Origin of the sequence: Streptomyces sp. NPDC102406 (genome assembly GCF_044765725.1) — a bacterium.
In the GTDB taxonomy this organism is placed as follows: Bacteria; Actinomycetota; Actinomycetes; order Streptomycetales; family Streptomycetaceae; genus Streptomyces.
Genome location: NZ_JBIWKP010000002.1, coordinates 171807 through 193185, shown reverse-complemented (window position 1 = coordinate 193185; position 21379 = coordinate 171807). Strand labels below are relative to the sequence as shown.

General features: G+C 71.1%; 14 protein-coding genes. 10 read left to right on the top strand and 4 right to left on the bottom strand.

The features are described 5' to 3' along the window. Position 1 precedes the first annotated feature (1 nt). From ACIRF8_RS09400 to vioD, 4 genes are read right to left on the bottom strand one after another with little or no spacing between them, the layout of a single operon-like run. Positions 2-832 carry a metallophosphoesterase family protein gene (locus tag ACIRF8_RS09400; protein ID WP_404212661.1) on the bottom strand — a complete coding sequence of 277 codons (831 nt, stop codon included), beginning with the start codon at positions 830-832 and terminating at the stop codon, positions 2-4. Beyond that, complete coding sequence (locus ACIRF8_RS09395; protein WP_404212659.1) at positions 804-4661, bottom strand: amino acid adenylation domain-containing protein; 3858 nt, start codon at positions 4659-4661, stop codon at positions 804-806. The genes ACIRF8_RS09400 and ACIRF8_RS09395 overlap by 29 nt, the downstream gene beginning before the upstream one ends. After that, on the bottom strand, positions 4658-9343 hold the full coding sequence (locus tag ACIRF8_RS09390) for an amino acid adenylation domain-containing protein (RefSeq protein ID WP_404212657.1): 4686 nt from the start codon (positions 9341-9343) through the stop codon (positions 4658-4660). The genes ACIRF8_RS09395 and ACIRF8_RS09390 overlap by 4 nt, the downstream gene beginning before the upstream one ends. Next, positions 9340-10476 (bottom strand): capreomycidine synthase, encoded by a 1137-nt coding sequence (gene vioD, locus ACIRF8_RS09385; RefSeq protein WP_404212655.1) that lies wholly within the window; start codon positions 10474-10476, stop codon positions 9340-9342. Before vioD ends, ACIRF8_RS09390 begins: the two co-directional genes overlap by 4 nt. Before the next feature lie 216 nt (positions 10477-10692). On the opposite strand from vioD, the gene ACIRF8_RS09380 reads away from it, so the two are divergent. From ACIRF8_RS09380 to ACIRF8_RS09335, 10 genes are all read left to right on the top strand, one after another. Then, the gene (locus ACIRF8_RS09380) at positions 10693-11799 is read left to right on the top strand and encodes a branched-chain amino acid aminotransferase (RefSeq protein WP_404212654.1); all 1107 of its coding nucleotides are present in this window, start codon (positions 10693-10695) and stop codon (positions 11797-11799) included. 216 nt (positions 11800-12015) lie between these two features. After that, positions 12016-12234: an MbtH family protein gene (locus ACIRF8_RS09375; protein WP_404212652.1), complete on the top strand. Its 219-nt coding sequence runs from the start codon at positions 12016-12018 to the stop codon at positions 12232-12234. Positions 12235-12338: 104 nt separating this feature from the next. Next, positions 12339-14135 (top strand): amino acid adenylation domain-containing protein, encoded by a 1797-nt coding sequence (locus ACIRF8_RS09370; RefSeq protein ID WP_404212650.1) that lies wholly within the window; start codon positions 12339-12341, stop codon positions 14133-14135. Further along, entirely contained in the window at positions 14119-15411 is a 1293-nt protein-coding gene (locus tag ACIRF8_RS09365) for a cytochrome P450 (RefSeq protein WP_404212648.1), read from the top strand. The genes ACIRF8_RS09370 and ACIRF8_RS09365 overlap by 17 nt, the downstream gene beginning before the upstream one ends. Positions 15412-15442: 31 nt before the next feature. Then, positions 15443-16192, top strand: a complete 750-nt coding sequence (locus tag ACIRF8_RS09360) for a thioesterase II family protein (protein WP_404212646.1) — start codon at positions 15443-15445, stop codon at positions 16190-16192. Then, positions 16189-16950 carry a thioesterase II family protein gene (locus ACIRF8_RS09355; RefSeq protein WP_404212645.1) on the top strand — a complete coding sequence of 254 codons (762 nt, stop codon included), beginning with the start codon at positions 16189-16191 and terminating at the stop codon, positions 16948-16950. Before ACIRF8_RS09360 ends, ACIRF8_RS09355 begins: the two co-directional genes overlap by 4 nt. An 81-nt stretch (positions 16951-17031) precedes the next feature. Beyond that, positions 17032-17976 (top strand): hypothetical protein, encoded by a 945-nt coding sequence (locus ACIRF8_RS09350; protein ID WP_404212643.1) that lies wholly within the window; start codon positions 17032-17034, stop codon positions 17974-17976. After that, on the top strand, positions 17973-18914 hold the full coding sequence (locus tag ACIRF8_RS09345; RefSeq protein WP_404212641.1) for a hypothetical protein: 942 nt from the start codon (positions 17973-17975) through the stop codon (positions 18912-18914). The genes ACIRF8_RS09350 and ACIRF8_RS09345 overlap by 4 nt, the downstream gene beginning before the upstream one ends. Further along, entirely contained in the window at positions 18911-19810 is a 900-nt protein-coding gene (locus tag ACIRF8_RS09340; RefSeq protein WP_404212639.1) for an SAM-dependent methyltransferase, read from the top strand. The genes ACIRF8_RS09345 and ACIRF8_RS09340 overlap by 4 nt, the downstream gene beginning before the upstream one ends. Positions 19811-19833: 23 nt before the next feature. Then, positions 19834-21168, top strand: coding sequence for a cytochrome P450 (locus ACIRF8_RS09335; RefSeq protein WP_404212637.1), 1335 nt, complete (start codon positions 19834-19836; stop codon positions 21166-21168). The last annotated feature ends 211 nt before the right edge of the window (positions 21169-21379 follow it).

Sequence of the window (21379 nt, the reverse complement as noted above, 5' to 3'; positions counted from 1 at the left end):
ATCAGTCCTCCTGGACGGGCAGCACCTGGTGGGTCCCCGGGTGGTCACCGCGGGCGGCCCACTCGCGCGGATAGCCGACCGAGACCTCCATGAACGGCACCCCGTCGTACCACGTGGTCCGGCGAATGTGCAGGTGGCCGTAGACGACGGCCGCGACGTTGAAGCGGGTGTGCCAGTTCGCCGTCCGGTCCGTACCGCACCACAGGGCGAACTGGGGATGGCGCAGGACCAGGGTCGGCTCCCGGACGAGCGGGAAGTGGTTGACGAGCACCAGCCGGCGGTCAGGGTTCAGTGCGGCGAGGCGCCGCTCGGTCAGTTCGACGCGGGCGTGGCACCAGGCGACCCGGTCGGGGTAGGGGTCCGGGTGCAGCAGTGCCTCGTCGGTGCAGACCACACCGGACTCCCACGCCTCGTCCAGCGCCTGTTCCCTCGTGACGTCCGCCGGGCGGAAGCTGTAGTCGTACAGCAGGAACAGCGGCGCGACGGTCACCGGACCGCCGGGGCCCTCCCAGACGGGGAAGGGGTCCTCCGGTGTGTCGACCCCCAGCTCCCGTGCCGTCTCCACCAGTTGCTTGTACCGGACGTCCCCGCGCAGGGCGTCGCCCTCACCCCGGGTCGTCCACAACTCGTGGTTCCCGGGGGTCCAGATCACCCGTGCGAAGCGCTCGCGCAGCAGGCCGAGCGCCCACGCCAGATCGTCGAGGCGCTCGGCGACGTCACCCGCGACGATGAGCCAGTCGTCGGGCGACGTGGGCCTCAGGAGCCGGACCAGGTCACGGTTCCTGCTGTGGGAGACGTGGAGATCACTGATCGCGAGGAGCTTGCCGTCCACGGTCCCCCTTCCCGAACGCCGACGCGATGACCGAGGCGAGGACTTCCGGCTGCTGTTGCAGGAAGTAGTGGCCGCCTCCCGCGACGGTCGCCAGGTCGACGGAGGAGCCGAAGCGCTCCCACACCCGGTGCTTGCGCTCGTAGCGGGGCGTCTCCGGGTCGTCCGTGCCGATGACCACGGTGATCGGGGCCGCCAGCGGCTCGACGCGCCCGCGGCGCGGCCAGTGCTCGCCGAAGTAGGCCTGCGCGGCCCCCGCGTCGTGCCGGAACGCCCGCATGACGAAGGCGAGTTCGTCCTCCTCGACCACTCCGTCGAATCCGCCGAGCGATTGCAGGTAGCGCATCTCCGCCTGGTCGGCGTCGGGGCCCTCGCGGCGGCGCCGCGCGAACCGGCTCCCGTAATAGGGGTAGGACGCCCCGAGGAAGAGCCGTTCGACGTCGCGTCCGGCCGTCTCCAGGCGGCGTACCACCTCGACGGCGAGCGCCACCCCGACGCAGTGCCCGTAGACGGCGACGGGCCCGTCCACGTTCTTCAGGATCTCGTCCGCGACACTCTGCGCCACCTCCTCGAGGGGCCGCAGCTCCGGGTCGCCCCCGAGTTCATGACCGGGCAGGGCCACGGCCAGCAGGTCGACCGAGGTGTCGAGGCTGCCCGCGAGGGGCTGGTAGCCGATGGCGCTGCCGCCGCCGAACGGGACGCACACCAGGGTGCGCGTGGCCGTCCGGTGCCGCGGGGTCATCCGGAGCAGCGAGCCGGGCTCGTCGGTTGATTCGAGGGCCGCCGCGAGTTCGCGGACGCTGGGACAGGCGGCGAGCAGTCCGACGCTGGCGCCCTCGATCCGGCGCACCGCGCGGACGGCGGTGAAGGAGTCGCCGCCCAGGTCGAAGAAGCTCGCGGTGACGTGCACGGCGGACAGGCCAAGCAGGTCCCGGAAGACCTCGGCGATGCTCTCCTCCCGCGGGGACGCGGGGGCCTCGACGGCGGTCGCCTCCACGGTCGGCGCGGGATCGGGCAGGGCGCGCCGGTCCAGCTTTCCGTTGTGGGTCAGCGGCATGGCGGGCAGGACGGTGACCGTGGCCGGGACCATGTAGCGGGGCAGAGCCGTCCGCAGGGCGTCGTGCAGGGCGGCCGGGTCGGGGCCGTCGCCGGTGACGTACGCGGCGAGGCGTGTCCCGTCCCGGACGGTCACCACCGCTTCGCGGACCGGCGGCTGGGCGAGCAACACCTGCTCCACCTCGCCCAGTTCGATCCGGTAGCCGTGGATCTTCACCTGGTGGTCCATCCGCCCGAGGAACTCCAGCGTTCCGTCCCGGAGCCGGCGGACCTTGTCGCCGGTGCGGTACAGCCGTCCGCCGGGGCCCGCCAGGTCGTGCGCGATGAACCGCTCGGCGGTCAGTGCCGGACGGTTCACGTAACCGCGCGCCAACTGCACGCCGCTGAGGAACAGTTCACCCGGGACCCCGGGGGAGGCGGGCATCAGGCGCTCGTCCAGTACGTGCGTCCCGGTGTTCGCGACGGCGTCGCCGATCGGGACGGTCCCGGCCGGCGCGGGGCGCGCGCAGTCCCACCAGGTGACGTCCACGGCGGCCTCGGTCGGTCCGTACAGATTGTGCAGTTCCACGTGCGGGAGAACGCCGCGGAAGCGTTCCACCAGGGCGTGGGGGAGCGCCTCGCCGCTGCACATCACCCGGCGCAGGGCAGGCGCGTCGACGGCCTCGTCGAGGAAGAGCTGGAGCATCGACGGCACGAAGTGCGCCACGCTCACGCGCTGTTCGGCGAGGACGCGGGCCAGATAGGTGCTGTCCTGGTGCCCGCCGGGGCGGGCCACGACCATGGTGGCCCCGTTCATCAGCGGCCAGAACAGCTCCCACACCGACACGTCGAAGCTCAGCGGGGTCTTCTGCAACACACGGTCGGCGGCGCCGAGCGGGAACGTCTCCTGCATCCACAGCAGACGGTTGACGATCGCGCGGTGGGTGACGACCACCCCCTTGGGGCGGCCGGTGGAGCCGGAGGTGAACAGCGCGTACGCGGCGTCGTCGGGGCTGCCCGCCCCGGCCGTGCGCGCCACTTCGGCCCGGTCCGCCGGGGTGAGGACCTGCTCCGCTCCTGCCTGCCTGGCCGTCTCCACGCAGTGCGGCGAGGCGAAGGCGACCGTCATGCCCGCCTCGGCCGTCATGAAGGCGAGGCGCGCGACAGGCAGCGAGGGTTCGAGGGGCAGATAGGCGGCGCCCGCGAGAAGCGTGCCGAGCACCCCCGTGACCATGTCGAGGCCGCGCTCGGCGCAGATCCCGACGAACCGGCCGGGGCCCGCACCCGCCGCGGCGAGCGCGTCGGCCGCCCGGCGGGAGCGCTCGATCAACTGCCCGTAGGTGAGGGTGCCTTCGTCGCTGTGGACGGCGACCGCGTCGGGGGTGGCCGCCGCCTGCCGCTCGATCAGCGCGGCAAGGGTCCGCTCCGCGTCCGGGTACCGCACGCTCACCGCCCGGCCGCTCTCCTCGGGCCCGGCGGCGGCCGTCATGACGCCGTCGACCGTCTCGGCCTCGGTGAGGGCCTCCAGTACGCGGTAGAGGTAGTCCATCATGTCGTCGACCGCGCCCGGCTCGAACCGCTCGCGGTGGAAGATCAGCCGGATCACCGAGGCCGGTGCGGGCGTCACGATGAGGGTCAGCGCCTCGCTGGTCTTCTCGAAGTCGTTGACCGAGCGGACCGAGAACTGTTCGGCGAGCTTCCCGTCGCCGATGGCGAGCGGGTAGTTGTCGAGGACGACGACGCTCTCGAACAGCGGCTCGTTGCCGGGCAGGTTCGCCCAGGAGCGGATCTGCGCCAGGGGCGTGTACTCGTACCGCCTGGCCGTGGAGTGCACCGCCTGGATCTCCCGCAGCCAGCCCGGGAGTTCCCCGTCGTCGGGCACGGTCACCCGGATCGGCAGGGTGTTGATGAACGAGCCGACCATCTCGTCCACACCCCGCAGTTCGGCGGGGCGCCCCGAACTGGTGCAGCCGTAGGTGACCTCCGCGTCCCCGCTGAAACGCCGCAGGACCAGCGCCCAGGCGGCCTGCAACACGGTGCTCAGCGTGACCTGGTTGCGGGCGGCGACCGTGCGCAGCCGCTCGTCGAGGGCGGCCGGCAGCTCCCTGCGGACCTCCTCGACTGCGCCGGGACCGCGTCGCGGGTCGAGTCGCAGCAGTGGGCCCAGGCGACCGCTGCCCGCGGAACCCGCGAGCGCCCCGGTCCACCAGTCCTGGGCCGCCCGCATGTCCTGGGACTGGAGCCAGGCGATGTAGTCCCGGTACGGGGCGGGCGCGGGCGGAGTGGGGGCGCCCGTAAGCAGACACTGGTAGCGCCGGATGAAGTCGCCGAGGACGATCGGCACCGACCAGCCGTCGAGCAGCAGCATGTGGTGGGTCCAGACGAACCCGTGTCGGCCGTCGCCGAGCCGGATCAGGTGCAGCCGCTGCAACGGGGGCCGCTCCGGGTCGAAGCCCGCGGCCCGGTCCTCGGCGAGCAGCCGCTCGAACATGCGCTGCTGCTCGTCGGTGTCCGCGGCCGACCAGTCGTGCCGTGTCAGCGCGCCGGGCGGCTTGCGGTGCACCACCTGGAGCGGCTTGTCGAGGCCTTCCCAGTGGAAGGAGGTCCGCAGCGCGGGATGCGCGGCCGTGACCTGCTGCCAGGCCAGCTCCAGGAGGTCGGCGTCGAGCGCGCCCGTGATCTCGAAGCTGCGCTGCGCGACATAGGTGTCCGCGTCACCGCCGTACAGGGTGTGCAGCAGCATGCCCTGCTGGAGCGGCGACAGTTCGTAGACGTCCGCGACGTCGGCTTGGCTCACGGGGTCTCCTGGCCCGTGCTGAGACGGCTGAGCAACCCGTCGAGCTGCGAGGGGTCGACGCGGGCGAGTGGGAAGTCCGACGGGACGTGCGTGGCGTCCCCGTCGGCCGTCAGCGCCCGCAGCTCCGCCAGGAACCGCTCGGCGAGCCGCTCCACGGTCTCGTGGTGGTGCAGGCGGGCGCTGTACTCCCAGGTGACGGTCAGCAGGCCGCCGGTGACCGAGGCGCGGACCGCCAGCGGATACGGGCGCCGGGCGAGCGGACTGCTCGCGGGACCGGCGGGTCCGAGCGGGGTGAGACCGTCCGTGGCCGGTGACGGCTCGTGGAGCTGGCCGGTGTACTCGAAGACCAGGTGCGCCGGGGAGGCCGGTACCGGGTCGTTGCCCTGGCGCAGGAGCTGCCAGCCGAGCCCGCCCTCGGGGACGGCCCGCAGGGCTTCCTTGACCGACTTCAGCGTGGTCTCGGGCGTGCCGCTGGGCTCGCTGACGAGGCCGACCGGGTGGACGGTGTCCAGCCAGCCGACGGTGCGCGCCAGGTTGATGTCGCCGAAGACCTGCTCGCGGGTGTGGCGCCGCAGGTCGACGAGGTTGCGCGGCGAGCCCGTCCAGTCGCCGAGAGTGCGGCTCAGGGCCGTGAGCAACAGGTCGTCGATCCGGCAGTTGTGCGCGGCCGGGACCGTGTGCAGCAACTCGGTGGTCTCCTCGGCGCCGAGCCGCGCGACGACCTCACGGGCGTCGGCGGCGGTGTCCGCCCCCGGGTCCTCCGCCGTGTCGAGAGGCAGGGTGCCGGGCGTCTCCTCGACCAGATCGGTCCAGTACGGCCGCTGCGACTGCACCGGCTGCGTACCGGCGTACGAAGCGAGACGGCGCGCCCAGGACTGCCAGGACGTCGTCTTGGCCGGCAGCGCGACGGTCCGGCCCGCGCCCAGCGCGAGCAGCGCGGTGCGCAGATCCTCGACGAGGATGCGCAGGGAGGTGGCGTCGGCGACCAGGCGGTGCGCGATCACCGCCAGTCGGTCGGGGCGTTCCTCGCCGAGCCGGAAGAACTCGAACCGGACCAGCGGCCCGACGGTGGGCTTGAGACCCGCCGCCGCGTCGGCGGTCAGCTCCGTGATCCGGCGCTCCTGCTCGGCGGGGTCAAGACCGGACAGGTCGTGCGCCGTGAACGGCGTACGGGAGTCGGGCAGGGCGATCCGCACGCGCGTCTGGACACCGTTGAGCTGGAAGCGCTGCCGCAGGCCGTCGTGGTGGATGAGGAGCTGGACGACCGCCTCGCGCAGCATGTCCGGCGGGTAGGACTCCCGCAGTTCGAGCAGCGTGGAGACGTTCCAGTGGTGCGGGTCGGCGATGTCCGAGCCGCAGAACCAGCGCTGCCGCGCGGTGAGCGGCGACGGTCCGCTGACCACGCCCTGCTCGGCGTCGATGACCGGGGCCGCCGTCGTCACCGCCGCGAGCATGGCGACCGTGGGGTGCTCGAAGAGGTCGAGCGGGGAGATCCGGATGCCGATGTCCTGCGCCTGCGCGACGACCTGGATGGCCAGGATCGAGTCGCCCCCCAGCTCGAAGAAGTTGTCGTGCACGCTGATGCTCTCGACGCCGATGACGCCGGCGACGATCTCGGCGAGCTGCTGCTCGACAGGGTTCTGCGGGGCGACGAACTCCGCGGTCTCGGCGGGGCGTTCGGCAGTGGGGGCGGGCAGCGCCGCGTGGTCGATCTTGCCGTTCGGGGTCAGCGGCAGTGCCCGCAGCTCGACGAAGGTGGCGGGCACCATGTACGGCGGCAGCTCCTTCTCCAGGAACTCGCGCAGGGCGGCGGGGGCGGGCGCGGGGGACTCGCGGGGCACGATGTAGGCCACGAGCCGCTTGTCCCCGGGCTCCGGCTCGTGCACGACGACCACCGACTCGGTGATCCCGGGGTGCAGGCTGAGATGGGCCTCGATCTCCGCGGGCTCCACCCGGAAACCGCGGATCTTGACCTGGGTGTCGGCGCGGGACACGAACTCCAGGTTCCCGTCGGGCCGTTGGCGTACCAGGTCACCGGTCCGGTACAGCCGCGCGCCCGGATGCGCCGGATCGGGGTCGGCGACGAACCGCGCGGCGGTCAGACCGGGGCGGCCGTAGTAGCCGCGGGCCAGGCTGATGCCACCGATGTACAGATCGCCGATGCTGCCCACGGGGACGGGGCGCAGCCGGTGGTCCAGGATGCGCAGATCGGCCGAGGGCAGCGGGGTGCCGATCGGCAGGTTGGGCCAGTCGCGGCTCTGGTCGACCGGGTCGACGCGGAAGAAGGTCGAGCTGACCGTCGTCTCCGTCAGGCCGTACACGTGCATCAGCGGCACGCCGAGCGGTTCCCACATCGTGATGCGGTCGGGCAGCACCCGCTCGCCGCCGATGATGACGAGACGCAGCCACTCCGGAAGTTCACGGTCCTCGCGCCGCAGCGACCGGGTCCACTCGTGCCAGTACGCGGTGGGCAGTTCCATCACCGTGATCCGCTCGCGCTCGGCCAGCTCCGCGAGGTCGGCGCCGCCGCCGAGCAGCCGCTCGGCGGGGATGACCACCGCGCCGCCGGCCAGCCAGATGGGGAACAGCTCCTCCACGAGGACGTCGAAGCCGGGCGAGGCGAACTGGAGGAACCGGTCCCCGCTGCCGAGCCCGAAGCGGTCCACGACGTCGCGGGCGAAGACCGCCAGTGAGCGGTGCTCGATCTGGGCGCCCTTGGGGCGGCCGGTCGAACCCGACGTGTACACCATGTACGCCGTCGAGGCGGGGTCGGGCAGCGTGGGCAGATCGTGCGCGGGCCGGTCCGGGGGTGCGTCCACGAGGACGACGTCGCCCGACCACCCGGCGGTGAGCGCGCCGTCCGCCTCCTTCTCGACGATCAGGACCCGTACGTCGGCGTCGCTGAGCATGAACGTCAGGCGTTCCGCCGGGTAGGACGGGTCGAGGGGGACGTAGTAGCCGCCCGCCTTGAGGACCGCGAGGATCGCCACGGCCATGCGGGGCGACCGGTCGAGGAGGATACCGACGGGCACCTCCCGTCCGACACCGCGCTCGCGCAGCTCGTGCGCGAGCCGGTTGGCGGCGCGGTTCAACTCCGCGTAGCTGAGGGCCGTTCCGGCGTGGATGACGGCCGTGGTGTGCGGGGCGAGGGCCGCGCGCCGCTGGAAGAGCTCGACGAAGCCGGGGCCCTGGTCCGCCGCAGCGGCGGGGGCCGGGGCTGCCGTCGCCGCGACCGGGCTGACGATGAACTCGACGTCGCCGACCGCGGTGTCGGGCGCCGTCACCAGTTGGCGCAGCACGTTGACGAACTGCGAGGCCAGCAGCTCCACCGTCTCGGTGTCGAACAGCTCGGTGGAGTACTGCCACTGCAAGGACACCGTGTCGCCGCGCGGCATCGCGAACAGGGTCAGGTCGATGGAGACCGGCCCGATGTCCATCGGCTCCGGCGCGATGGTGAGGTCCGGCACCTCCAGGGTGCTGGGCGGGGCGGTCAGGACGTTGATCATCACCTGGATCAGCGGGGTCTGCGACGCCTCCCGGCCGATGCCCAGTTGTTCCAGGAGCCGCTCGAAGGGCAGGTCCTGGTGGTCGTAGCCGGTGGTCGTGGTGTCCCGGGCGGCGTGCACCAGGTCGCGCAGCGTCTGGTCCTGGGCGAGCCGCATCCGCAGCGGCAGCAGGTTGGCGAAGCAGCCGATGAGTTCCTCGGTCTCCACCCGGTTGCGCCCGGAGATGGCCGAGCCGATCACCAGGTCGTCCTGGCCCGAGTACCGGTGGAGCAGCACGGAGAAGGTGGCGAGCAGCACCATGAACAGCGAGGCGTTCTCCCGCTCGCTGAACACCTTGAGGTCGCTGCTCAGCTCGGGCGAGAGATCGATGTGGTACTGGGCGCCCTCGAAGGTCGGCCGGGCGGGGTAGGGCCGGTCGATCGGCAGGGCGAGGCGCGTCGGCACACCGTCCAACGCCTCTTTCCAGTAAGTGAGTTCGGCGCCTATCCGCTCGTCGGTGAACTCCCGGGCCTGCGCGGCGGCGAAGTCACCGAACTGGATGTCCAGCGGCGGGAGCGCGCCCGCGCCGCCACCGCGGTAGGAGCCGTACAGAGCCACGAACTCCCGTACGAGAATGGCCATCGACCACGCGTCGGAGGCCGCGTGGTCGGTGGTGAACAGCGCCACATGGGTGTCCGGGGCCAGCCGCAGCAGCGTCAGACGCAGGCGCTGGGGGTCGTCCGGGGCGAAGGGGCGCACCAGTTCCGCGTCCGCGCGCCGCCGGACCTCGGCCGGCTGCTCCTCGGCCGGCAGGTCGGACAGGTCGATGAGCGGGGTCGGCACCGCGGAGACCGGCCGGACCACCTGCACGGGGGTGCGGCCGTCCATCTCGACCGTGGACCGCAGCGCCTCATGACGGTCGACGATCTCCGTCAACACCCGGCTGAGCAGGGAGAGATCGAGGTCGCCGACGAGCCGCAGCGCTCCGCCGATGTTGTTGGAGCCCCGGATCCGGCCGGTCGTCCACTCGCGCAGTTGGGCGAAGGACAGCGGGGTCGGCGCGTCGCGGTCGCGCGGCTCGATCCGGCCGGCCGCACCGGACCCGCGGGCGGCCGCCATCTCCCCGAGGCGCCGCTCCAAGAGCTCTCGCTTGTCCGGCGAGAGGGCGGCGATACGGGATTGCAGGTCTTCAGTCATCGGGCAGCCACCGTTCGGGAGTCTTCGCGCAGCACCTGTTCGAGGGAGGAGAGCCCCGCTGTCAGCTCGGCGGCCGTACCGCCGAAGCCGAGCCGGGCGTAGGAGCCGAAGTCGTCGCCGAAGCACCTGCCAGGCACGAGCAGCACCCGGTGCTCCTCCGCGAGCCGTCGGCAGGAGCGCTCCACGTCGGGGAGGCGCGGAAACTCGACGAACGTCGTCACACTGCCGTCCGGCGGGGTGAGGCGGACCAGGTCGGGCAGGCCCGCCGCCCAGTCCCGCAACAGCTTGAGGTTCGCGGTCGCGTGCTCGCGCTGGAACGCCACGATCCGGTCGGCGTTGCGGATCGCCTTCTCGGCGAAGAACTCCAGGACGGGGGAGACGTACAGCGCGATGTAGTCCCGCAACACCGCCATCTCCTCGTGCAGTTCCCGCGGCGCCAGACACCAGCCCACCCGCATGCCGGCCAGCCCGTAGCTCTTGGAGAGGGTGCCGAAGGAGATGACCTTGTCGTAGCGGTCGTGCGGCAGACGCAGGGGCTCCGCGGTGTACGTCATCTCGCCGAACGCGTTGTCCCAGACCAGCCAGGCGCCCGACGCGGCCGCGATGGCGATCAGCTCGTCCTGCTCCTCGGCGGTGATCGACACCCCGGTCGGGTTGTGCGGGAAGTTCACCACGATCATCCGTGGGCCGGACGCGGCGAGTCGGCGCAACAGCTCCATGTCGGGCCGGAAGCCGCGGTCGGCGCGCAGCGGCCAGCGGGTGATCCGGCACCCCTTCGAAGCGGCTATGTCGTACAACTGCTGGTAGGCCGGGTCCACGACGATCACCTCGTCGCCCGCTGCGAGCAGCGTGTGCATGACGATGTAGATCGCCTCGCTGGACCCGTGCGTGACCATCACCGGATCGACGTCGCCACCGGTCCAGCGGTCCGCGAGCGCGGCACGCAGTCCGGGCCCGCCGTACGCCTCGCTGTCGTGCAGCACCAGCGAGTCCAGCTCGGACAGCTCGAAATCGCAGAGCGCGCGCAGTTCCGCCATGGACAGGTCGCGCACCCCGCTGCTGCCGATGTCGTGATCGACCTTGTGGTAGTAGTCGCGCATCCAGGCTTCCAGCTTGGCAACGGCGATGCCCATACGTAATTCCACTCTGTTCGCGGCCACTTCGAACGGGAACTGCGGAGTCGAAAGTTCGACAGTTTCCCCAGTCTCGGCCAGCCTCGTTCACCGGCTCCGCGCCCGCATGTCGTCCTTTCATGTGACACCGCTGCGCCGAGTCCCTGCGGGTAGTTTCTGGTCCACATCAGGGCCTTCACATCCGGCGAGTTCGACGAGGAAGCAGGTGGTCAGCCGGTGGACTTCGAGATACACACCAGTGACCGACCGATGCCGGACGGAGAGCGCGAGTCGGTCCTCGCCTCACCCGGCTTCGGCCGGACCTTCACCGACCACATGGTGACCGTGCGCTTCGACGAGGAGCGCGGCTGGTACGACGGGCGGCTCGAACCGTACGCTCCCCTCAGTCTCGACCCCTCCGCCTCCGTGTTCCACTACGGACAGGAGTGCTTCGAGGGCATGAAGGCCTACCGGCAGGACGGCGGCGGCATCGCGCTGTTCCGGCCGCAGGTCAACGCGCGCCGGTTCAACCGCTCCGCGGAACGCCTCGCCATGCCCGCCCTCCCCGAGGAGACCTTCCTGCACGCCCTGGAGCTGCTGGTCGCACACGACGCGGCCTGGGTCCCCTCCGGGGCGGGCGAGAGCCTCTACCTGCGGCCCCTGATGATCGCCACCCAGCAGGAGCTGGGTTTCACGCTCCCCTCGCGCAGCTACCTGTTCGTGGTGTTCGCCTCGCCCGCCACCGCCTACTTCGGCGCCGGCGAACGGCTCCGGCCGCTGACGGTGTGGCTGTCGCAGGAGTACACCCGGGCCGCGCCCGGCGGCACCGGCGCCGCCAAGGTCGGCGGCAACTACGCCGCGGCCTTCGCCGCCCAGCGCCAGGGCGTGGCCGAGGGCTGCGACCAGGTGGTCTGGCTGGACGCGGCCGAGCACACCTGGGTGGAGGAGATGGGCGGCATGAACATCTTCTTCGTCCTGAACGAGGGGAACGGGGGCAGGCCCCGGATCGTCACACCCCCGCTGACCGACACGCTGCTGCCCGGCGTGACCCGTGACTCCCTGCTCCGCCTCGCCCCCGAACTCGGCCTCGACGCCGAGGAACGGCCCATGTCGGTGCCGCAGTGGGAGGAGTTGTGCTCCTCCGGGAGGATGACCGAGGCCTTCGCCTGCGGAACGGCGGCCGTCATAGCCCCGATCGGCCGGGTCAAGGGAGCGGGCGGCAAGGAATGGACCATCGGGGACGGCGAGCCCGGCCCCGTCACCCGACGGCTGCGCAAGGAGCTGCTCGACATCCAGTACGGGCGGCTGCCCGACCCGCACGCCTGGGTGTACAAGGTGGGCTGAACCCCTGCGCCCTCCCCGGATGTCGTCCTTTCATGTGACACCACGCGGGAGTTGGGTGCGGATAGCGTCGGCTCGACGTCCCACGACAAAGCGGCGACCATTCAGCGCGGTTCGTCGATATTTCCCGGCAGCGCCGGCGTTCCCCCCGCACAACACGGTGCGGTATTTCCGTCCGGCCCGCTCCCCTTCAAGCTGCCCGTTCAAGGAGCCCATGCAATGAATCCCTTCGACGATTCCAACGGGACCTTCGCCGTCCTCGTCAATGCCGAGGAACAGCACTCGCTCTGGCCGGTCAAGCTGGACATCCCGGCCGGCTGGAGGGCCGTCCACGAAGGCACCCGGCAGTCCTGCCTGGACTACATCGACGAGAACTGGACCGACCTCCGTCCCCTCAGCGCGCGCCAGGACCCCGCGGCGGTCTCCGCCTCCCGTTGAGTCCAGCCGGCATCGGTGACACAGAGCCGAGCAGAGAAGAACAAGGTAGGGAATCAGTGATGGGCAGCCTTCAGTCAGCTCGCTCGCCGCGCTGTGTGCACGACATGGTCGCAGAGCAGGCCGCGCGGACCCCCGAGGCCACCGCGATCAGCCACGGCGACCGCAGCCTCAGCTACCGGCGACTCGACGCCGACGCCGACGCCGTGGCGCGGCGGCTGCGCGCGGCCGGGGTCGGCGGCGGCAGCGTCGTCGCCGTCCTGCTCGACCGGTCGATGGACCTCATGGTCGTACTGACCGCGATCCTCAAGGCGGGCGGCGCCTACCTGTACCTCGACCCGGCCGAGCCGGCCGAGCAGCGCGCCCGCATCCTCGACGACGCGCGGGCCCGCTTCGCCGTCGTCGACTCCGGCACCGCGCCGCTGGCCCACGGCATCGAGCACGTGCTGTCCATCGACGACCCCGCCGAGCCCGCCGCCGCCGAGCCCGGTCTGCTGCCCGCCACCGAGATCGGACCGGACAGCCCCGCCTACGTCTGCTACACCTCGGGCTCCACCGGGGTGCCCAAGGGCGTCGTGGTCTCGCACCGCGCGATCTTCCGGCTCATCGACACCCCCGACTGGATCGACGTACGCCCGGGCGACGTCTTCCTGCAGATCACCCGCGTCGGCTTCGACGTGTCGACCTTCGAGATCTGGACCTCGCTGGTCAAGGGGTGCCGCCTCGCCCTCGCCCCGTCCGGCCGGGCGGACCTGGACGAGATCGTCAGGACCATCCACGACGAGGGCGTGACCATCCTGTGGCTGACCTCGGGCCTCTTCCACAAGCTGGTCGCCCACCATCTCGACGGCCTGGGCACCGTACGGCACCTCCTCGCGGGCGGTGACGTCCTCTCCCCGGACCACGTCCGCCGGGTCCTCGCCGCACACCCGGGCCTGATATTCACCAACGGGTACGGCCCCACCGAGAACACCACGTACACCACCTGCTGGACCACCCGCACCGGCAGCGACGAGGAACGCGTCCCGATCGGCACCCCCATCCACGGCACCACCGCCGCCATCCTCGACGACGCGATGCGCCCCGTCCCGCCCGGCGAATGGGGCGAACTGTGGGTCGGCGGCGACGGCGTGGCCACCGGGTACCTCAACAAGCCGGGCGCCACCGCCGAGAAGTTCGTCGCCGACATCTTCGGAGCCGAGCCCGGCCGGCGCATGTACCGCACGGGCGACATCGTCCGCGAACTGCCCGACGGCAACCTGGACTTCCTGTGCCGCGCCGACCGCCAGGTCAAGATCCGCGGCTACCGGGTCGAGCCCAGCACGGTCGAGACCGAACTCCTCAAGGACCCCCGCGTCGAGGAGGCGGCCGCGCTCACGCACACCGACGGAGCCGGTGACACCCGCCTGATCGCGTACGTCGCCGCGGGCGGACTGTCCGAGGAGGAGTCCGCGGCGCTCGGCGTGAACCTCCGCGAGAAGCTCGCCGCCGTCCTCCCCGCCCACCTGGTCCCCTGGGTGATCCTCGCGCTCCCGGAGATCCCGCTCAACGCGAACGGCAAGGTCGACCGCGGCGCCCTGCCCTCGGCGAAGATCCCGCGCAACGTGTGGAACGAGTACGTCGAACCGGCCGACGACCTGGAGCGCCGCCTCGCCGAGATCTGGAGCGAGGCCCTCGACGTCGAGCCCATCGGCTCCACCGACAACTTCTTCGAGCTCGGCGGGCACTCGCTGATGGCCGCCGAACTGCTCGCCGCCCTGCAGAGCGAGTTCGGCGTCGATCTGCCCGCCCGGACGCTGTACCTCCGCCCGACCATCGCCGACCTCGCCGATGGCCTGCGGCAGAGCGAGGGACTGGGCTCACCCGAGTCAACACAGGAGGCCGAGCATGCTGCCGCTCGATGAATCAGCCGCCGGGACCGTCGCCCCGGCCGGCGGGTGTCCCGTCATCCCCGCCCAGCCGGCGCCCGGCTGCCCGGTCGGAAAGGCCGCCATGGGCCTGGCCGACCCCATGCTCTACAGCCACGGCGACTTCCATCCGCTCTGGGCCGAGCTGCGCGAGAAGGACCACCTCACCTGGCAGCAGGTCGACGAGGCGAACGGCTTCTGGTCGGTGGCCAACTACCACGACGCCGACCAGGTGCTGCGCGACTCCCACACCTTCACCTCCGAGCGCGGCACACTGCTGAACATCCTCGGCGTCGAGGACCCGGCGGGCGGCCGGCAGATCGCCGCCACCGACCCTCCCCGGCACACGATCATGCGCGCCCGGTTGCAGAAGGCCATGGCCATCAAGGCCATCGAGCGCCAGGACCAGATGATCCGCGAACTCGTCCTGGAGGTCCTACGTCCGCTGGAGGACGGCGGCCCGTTCGACTTCGCCGAGGCCATGCTGGCCCTGCCGGTCGCCGTCGGCGGCACCTCCATGGGCCTGCCCCGGGAGGACTGGCCCCGGCTGGCCGAACTGCTCAACTCCTCGATCGCCGCCGACGATCCCGAGTACCGGCTGGAAGGCGGCACCCAGGCGACGCTCGACAACGCGCACCGCCAACTCTTCGCCTACTTCCAGGACATCTACGGCGAGCGCCGCCGCAACCTCGGCGACGACCTGATCAGCGTCCTGATCACGACCGAGGTGGACGGCCGGCGCATGACGCCGGGCGAGGTGATGTCCAACTGCTACAGCGTGCTCCTCGGCGCCGTGGTCACCACGCCCCACTCACCGAACTACATGATGGCCGAGCATGTGGAGGACGGGCTGCTCGACACCTGGGCCTCCGACCTCAGCGTGACGCCCACGGCCGTGGAGGAGGCGCTGCGCGTGGCGTCCCCGGTGAGCCACTTCATGCGGTACGCCGTCAACGACACCGTGATCCGCGGCACCCGGATCAGGGCCGGCGACGCCGTCGTGGTCTGGCTGGGGTCCGCCAACCGGGACCGCGAGGTGTTCCCCGACCCCGACACCTTCGACCTGCGGCGCCGGCCGAACAAGCACGTGGCGTTCGGCATCGGCCCGCACTACTGCGTCGGCCACACCGTGGCCCGCGTCACCCTGAGGATCCTCTTCACCGAACTCCTCAGCCGGTTCACCGACTTCGCGTACGCGGGGGAGAAGTCCCGACTCCGGTCCAACTTCATCTCCGGGTACAAGCACCTGCCGATCACCGCCCGCCTGCGCTGACCACCGCGCCCCCGACCCTGGAGACCTGCCGATGAACCACCGCCCCTCCGGCCGGAACCCGTGGCTGCCCCACAGGCCGTCGGCCGACGCCGTAGCGCGGGTGTTCCTCATCCCCTACTCGGGATGTGGCGCCAGCATGTACCGCCAGTGGCCCCGCCACCGCGACGGGGTGGACTTCATCCCGGTCGAGCTCCCGGGCCACGAGACGCGCTTCGCCGAGCCCAACTTCACCACCTACCAGGAACTCGCCCAGGCCATGATCCCCGGCCTGGAGGACTACCTGGACGTGCCGTTCGCCTTCTTCGGCCACTGCGGTTCCGCGCTCGCCGCCTACGAGGTCTCCGCCGAACTGGCCCGCACGGGCAAGCCCACCGCGTCGCAGCTCTACGTCTCCTCCGAGGTCGCCCCGCAGGACGGGCCCGCCGGGCGCTTCCTGTCGATGGACGACACCGAACTGAAGGCCGAACTCGAAGGGTTGATGCGCAAGCTCGGCGGTGACCCCAACCCGGAACTCCTCTCGTTCTACCTGGAGATCCTGCGCGCCGACGTCGACACGAACAAGCGGTACATCGTGCCCGACCCGCTCCGGCTGCCCGGCCCGATCACCGCCATCGGCTGGACCGAGGACGACGAGATCCCCTATGCCGACATGGCGGGCTGGAAGGAGTGCGGGGAGACCACCGCCGTCCTGCTGGAGGGCCACCACCATGCGTTCATGGAGGCCCCCGACAGCCTCCTGGACCTGATGGCGGCCAAGCTGCTGACGGCGGCCGGACGATGAGCGGAACCGCGGCACCGGGAACGAACATCGACCGCCGCTGGTTCAAGCGGTTCGGCCGCAACGGCCCGGCCGAGACCCGCCTGTTCTGCTTCCACTTCGCGGGCGGCAACACCTCCGTGTTCCGCCGCTGGCCCCAGGAACTGCCCTGGTACATCGAGCCGGTGGCCGTACAACTCCCCGGCCGGGCCGACCGGTTCACCGAGACACCGTACGAGCGCATGGCCCCCCTCGTCGACGACCTGATCGAGGTCATGGAACCGCACCTCGACAGGCCCTTCGCCCTCTACGGCGTCAGCATGGGGGCCAGGGTGTCCTGGGCGCTGGCCCACGCCCTGCGCGAACGCGGACTACCGGGACCGCGCGCCCTCTTCCTGGCGGCCAGCGTGGCGCCGGCCCGCGACGACGGCCAGTGGGAGTGGGACGGACGCGAGGACGGCCTCGTCGGATACGTGCGCGACATGGGCGGTACACCCGTCGAAGTCCTCGAACAGCCCGAACTCCTCGCCGGACTGCTGCCGACCCTGCGAGCCGACCTGACGGTGCTCAGCACCCACGACTTCCACCCCGAGACGCCCCTGGACATCCCCGTCCACGCGTTCGCGGGCACCGAGGACCCCGAGGCACATCCCGAGCGGATGGCGGACTGGTCCAAGGAGACACGTGACCGGTTCAGCCTGACACCCGTCCCGGGCGGCCACTTCTTCGACGACGAAGGCCGGCAACAGGTCATCCGCGTGATCGTGGACCAGCTCACGTAGGCCCCGATCACGCCCGGGGCAAGGGCGACAGGGCCGCCCGGCCCGGCGTCGGTGCGGCGAAGTCCGGCTGATAGGGGACTCATGACAACCGTTCGCCAACTCGACATGCCGTGCCCGGGCCAGGACCCCAACCCCGCCGAGCACACGGCGGCCGGGGAACTGCGCTCCTGGGCCGACCGGTTCGGTCTGCTCCAGGACGCGAACCGCGGCGAGATCCTGAGGAGGGCGGACCCGGCGCACGTGGCCGCCCGGCTGTATCCCGGCGCGCCACCCCGGTCCCTGACCCTCGCCACGCAATGGCTCGCCGTGAACTTCCTGGTCGACGACCTGCTCGACGCCGAGGACGACTGCGAGCGCTGCGAAGCACTGGCGGACCATGTCATCGCCGCCTTCGACACCGGCGCGTCCACCACCGCGGACCCCCTGCTCCCCGCGATCACCGACCTGTGGCGTCGCACCACGGTGGACCGCTCCGCGGAATGGTGCCGAGCCTTCCGGGACGACTGTGCCGTCTGGCTGTGGACCTACGCCCGCGAAGCCATCGACCGGGTGGGTGGCCGGGTCCCCGGAGTCGACGAGTACCGCCGCCACCGCCGCCTGTCATCGGGCATGCTCATGTTCGCCGACCTGGTGGAGCCCGCCTGCGACGTCGACCTGCCCTCCCGGGTCCGGCGACTCGACGCCGTCCACACCCTGCGTGCCCGCACATCCGAGTACATGGGACTGGTCAACGACCTCTACTCGATCCACAAGGAGCTGGCGACGGGACAGGTCCACAACGCCGTCTACGTCCACATGCACCACATGGGCGTCGACATCGGCCAGGCCGTCGACGCGGTGGGGGAGATGGCGTCGGCGAGCCTGCGCGCGTTCGAGGAAGCCGCCCGCTGCGCCGGTGGCTCCGAGGACATCAGGCGGTGCGTCCAGGGATACCGGCTGCTCATGCGCGGCGCCGTCGACTGCTGCGCGGAACTGGACCGCTATGCGGCACCCGCCGTCGGACCGCAGGAAGGAACCCCGGCGTGATCACCTACCCCGCACACTTCATGCCGTTCCCACCGATCCCGCTCAACCCCGCCCGCGACACGTGTGAGACCCCGGTGTGGGAATGGATCGACGCGTTCGGCCTGGCCGACGACGAGGACGTACGCCGCCTGCTGCGCCGCGCCGACCCCGCGCTGACCACAGCACGCTACTTCCCGACCGCCGCACCCGAACTGCTCCTCTACCTCGCCCAGTTGATGGCCTGGATCTTCGTGAACGACGATCAGTTCGACGACGGCCCCCTCGGTCGGGACCCCGCCCGGGGCCGCGCCGCTCTCGACGCCCGCCTCGGCGTCCTCGACGGCGCCCCGCCCTCGGGAGCCATGGAACAGTCCCTGGCCGAGCTGTGGGGACGGCTGCCGCAGAACCGCTCTCCCGCCTGGTACGCGACCTTCCGCCGGGACCTGAGCGCGTTCCTGCTCACCTACGGCGTCGAGTTCGACGAGCGGAGCAGGGGACGGATACCCACCCTCGACACGTATCTCGCGCACCGCCGCGACACGGCCGGCACACGGTGGTGCGCCGACCTGACGGAGGTCGCCGTCGGCGTCGATCTCCCCGAGGACGTCCGCCTGCTGCCCGCCTACCGAGCGCTCAAGGACGCCGCCGCCGAGCACTGCGGACTGTTCAACGACATCTACTCGGTCGGCAAGGAACTGGCCTCCGAACAGATCCACAACGCGGTGCGCGTGGTGATGCACCACGAGGGCAGCGCCCTGGGCGACGCGTTGAGCGCGGTGAACGACCTGGCGACCGACCGTGTGACCGCCTTCGACGACGCGGCGCGGGCCCTGCCCCGCTCCACCGGCGTCGATCAGTGGATCACGGGCGTACGCCACCTGGTACGAGGCAACTTCGACTGGCACTTCGAGTCCGAACGCTATCGCGGCGATCTCAACACCATCGGAGGAACGACGTGACAAGCACCGACGCCGGCTTCGACGTCATCACCGGCCCCGCGGACGACCCGTACCAGTCCCGGGTCGAGGCCGTCTACCGAGACGATCCGGCGATGTGGCGCACCGCGATCGGTGACGAGCTGTGGTTCCAGTTCGGCCTCTACGACGGCGACGACAACGCCTCGCTCGACCAGGCGGGCGAACGCTACTTCGCCCGGCAGCTCGACCTCGCCGGACTACCCGAAGGCGCGCCGGTCGGCCGCATCCTCGACGTCGGCTTCGGCTGGGGCACCACCCTGCTGCACATGGCCGGACGGTTCCCCGACTGCCCGCGCATCGACGGCGTCAACATCAGCGGTCCACAGGTGCGGTACACCGCCGACCGCCTGGCGCGCGCCGGGGTGGCCGACCGGGTGCGGCTCTACCGGTGCAACGCCCAGGACCTCGAGCAGATACCCGACCGCGAGCCACCGTACGACCTGGTGGTGCTCCGCGGCAGCATCGGCCACCTGACACCGTCCACGCTCGAAGCCGCGATGAAGGCGATCTCCGTGCGCACGGCGGACAACGCCGTCGTGGTCATCTCCGAGACCCTCTACAACATCCCGCTCGGCGACTACCGGTCGGTGATCCCCGACGAGGTCGACCGGCTGGCCTGCGGGCACCGCAAGACCCTCACCCACCTGGTCGAGGCGCTGGAGCGGAACTCCTTCGCCGTACGCGACCTCCAGGAACTGCCGTCCGGACCCGAGGCGATCCGCTGGCTGGGCGAGATCAAGGCCAACATCGACCGCGACGAGACCCTGCCCGGACTCCGTCCGTTCGCCGAGATGCGGGACGTCGCGGTCAACCTGTCCGCCGCACTGCGCTCGGGCAAGGCGTCCATCTACAGCGTCGTCGCACGACGCCTCCCCTGACCGTCCCGACGAAGGAGTCCAGCATGACCACAGCGACCTTCACCAGCGGAACGGCACCGGGCGCCCTTCCCCTCGTCGGCCACGGACTGCGGCTGCGCGGGCAACTGTTCGAGTTCCTTGAGTCGCTGCCGCACCACGGCGACGTCGTCGAGATCAGACTCGGCACCCAGCCGGCCTACGTGGTCTGCCACCCGGATCTCGTCCGGCACGTCCTGACCGACGACCGCACCTTCGAGAAGGGGGGTCCCCAGATCGAGAAGCTGCGAGAGCTGATCGGATGGGGGCTCGCCACCTCACCGCACGACTCCCACCGCCGACAGCGGCGACTGGTGCAACCCGCCTTCCACAAGGAGCGCATGGCGACCTACGCCGACGTCATCGGCGAGGAGATCGAGGCGACCTCCAACTCCTGGACGGACGGCCTCACCACCGATGTGCAGCGCGACATGTACCGGTTCTCGGTCCGCACCACCGTGCGGACCCTGTTCGCAGCCGACATGAGCGTCGAACGCGTCGACGAGCTGCGGCGTTGCATCGATACGGCCTTCGAGGGCGTGTACAAACGCGTGCTCGCGCCCCTCGGGCTGAAGGAAAAGCTCCCGCTGCCCTCCAACCGTCGCTACACGACGGCGCTCGCGACCATCGTCTCCATGCTGGACGAAGTCATCGAGCAGAACATGGAGGCGCCGGGGGACAGCGGCGACATGCTCAGCGGCCTCACCGCCGCCCGGCACAACGGCGACAAACTGTCGGCGCAGGAGTTGCGCGACAGCGGACTCACGGTGCTGATCGGCGGCTCCGACACGACGTCGTCGCTGCTGACCTGGACACTGCACCTGCTGGGGCAGCACCCCGACATCGCGCGGCGTGTGCAGGAGGAGTCCGATCAGGTCCTCGCAGGACGCACCGCGACCTGGGACGACATGGCGAGGCTCCCTTACATGACCCGCGTGGTGATGGAGTCGCTGCGGCTCTATCCGCCGGTTCCGCTCCTCACCCGCGAGGTCACCCGGGACACCGAACTCGGCGGCCGTCGCATCCCCGCCGGCGCCACCGTCATCTACAGCGCCTACCTGATGCACCGCCGCCCCGAACTCTTCGACGACCCGGAGCGCTTCGACCCCGAACGCTGGGCGGAGGGCGCGGCGACGCCGTGCCGGGGCGCCTACGTCCCCTTCGGCCTCGGCGCCCGACAGTGCGTCGGCAACGACTTCGCCACCATGCGAGGCGTCCTGGCCCTCTCCACCTTCCTGGGCCGCTGGCACTTCACGCCCGCACCCGACGCCCCGGTACGCCTCGCCCCGACCAGCACGGTCATCCACCCCGTACGCCTGATGATGGAACTGCGGAAACGCTGACGCACCGCGCCTCGGAGACCCTCTGGGCGGCGGGCGGTTTCGCCGACCACCGCCCTCTGCCCCTGGGCCGCGAACTCGCCCACCGCATCCTGTACTCGGACATACACGGATTCATCGTGCCGTGGGTGGGGGCGACCCGTGTGAGAGCGAGGCCGTCGAGCCGCTGGAGTGCGGCCGGGGAGCCGGTCGTGCGCCGGGTAACGCCGTGGTG

Excerpts from the sequence above, each read along its gene's own strand:
- ACIRF8_RS09390 (WP_404212657.1), bottom strand. The coding sequence starts at position 9,343 with ATGACTGAAGACCTGCAATCCCGTATCGCCGCCCTCTCGCCGGACAAG.
- vioD (WP_404212655.1), bottom strand. The coding sequence starts at position 10,476 with ATGGGCATCGCCGTTGCCAAGCTGGAAGCCTGGATGCGCGACTACTAC.
- ACIRF8_RS09375 (WP_404212652.1), top strand. The coding sequence starts at position 12,016 with ATGAATCCCTTCGACGATTCCAACGGGACCTTCGCCGTCCTCGTCAAT.
- ACIRF8_RS09370 (WP_404212650.1), top strand. The coding sequence starts at position 12,339 with ATGGTCGCAGAGCAGGCCGCGCGGACCCCCGAGGCCACCGCGATCAGC.
- ACIRF8_RS09365 (WP_404212648.1), top strand. The coding sequence starts at position 14,119 with ATGCTGCCGCTCGATGAATCAGCCGCCGGGACCGTCGCCCCGGCCGGC.
- ACIRF8_RS09360 (WP_404212646.1), top strand. The coding sequence starts at position 15,443 with ATGAACCACCGCCCCTCCGGCCGGAACCCGTGGCTGCCCCACAGGCCG.
- ACIRF8_RS09355 (WP_404212645.1), top strand. The coding sequence starts at position 16,189 with ATGAGCGGAACCGCGGCACCGGGAACGAACATCGACCGCCGCTGGTTC.
- ACIRF8_RS09350 (WP_404212643.1), top strand. The coding sequence starts at position 17,032 with ATGACAACCGTTCGCCAACTCGACATGCCGTGCCCGGGCCAGGACCCC.
- ACIRF8_RS09335 (WP_404212637.1), top strand. The coding sequence starts at position 19,834 with ATGACCACAGCGACCTTCACCAGCGGAACGGCACCGGGCGCCCTTCCC.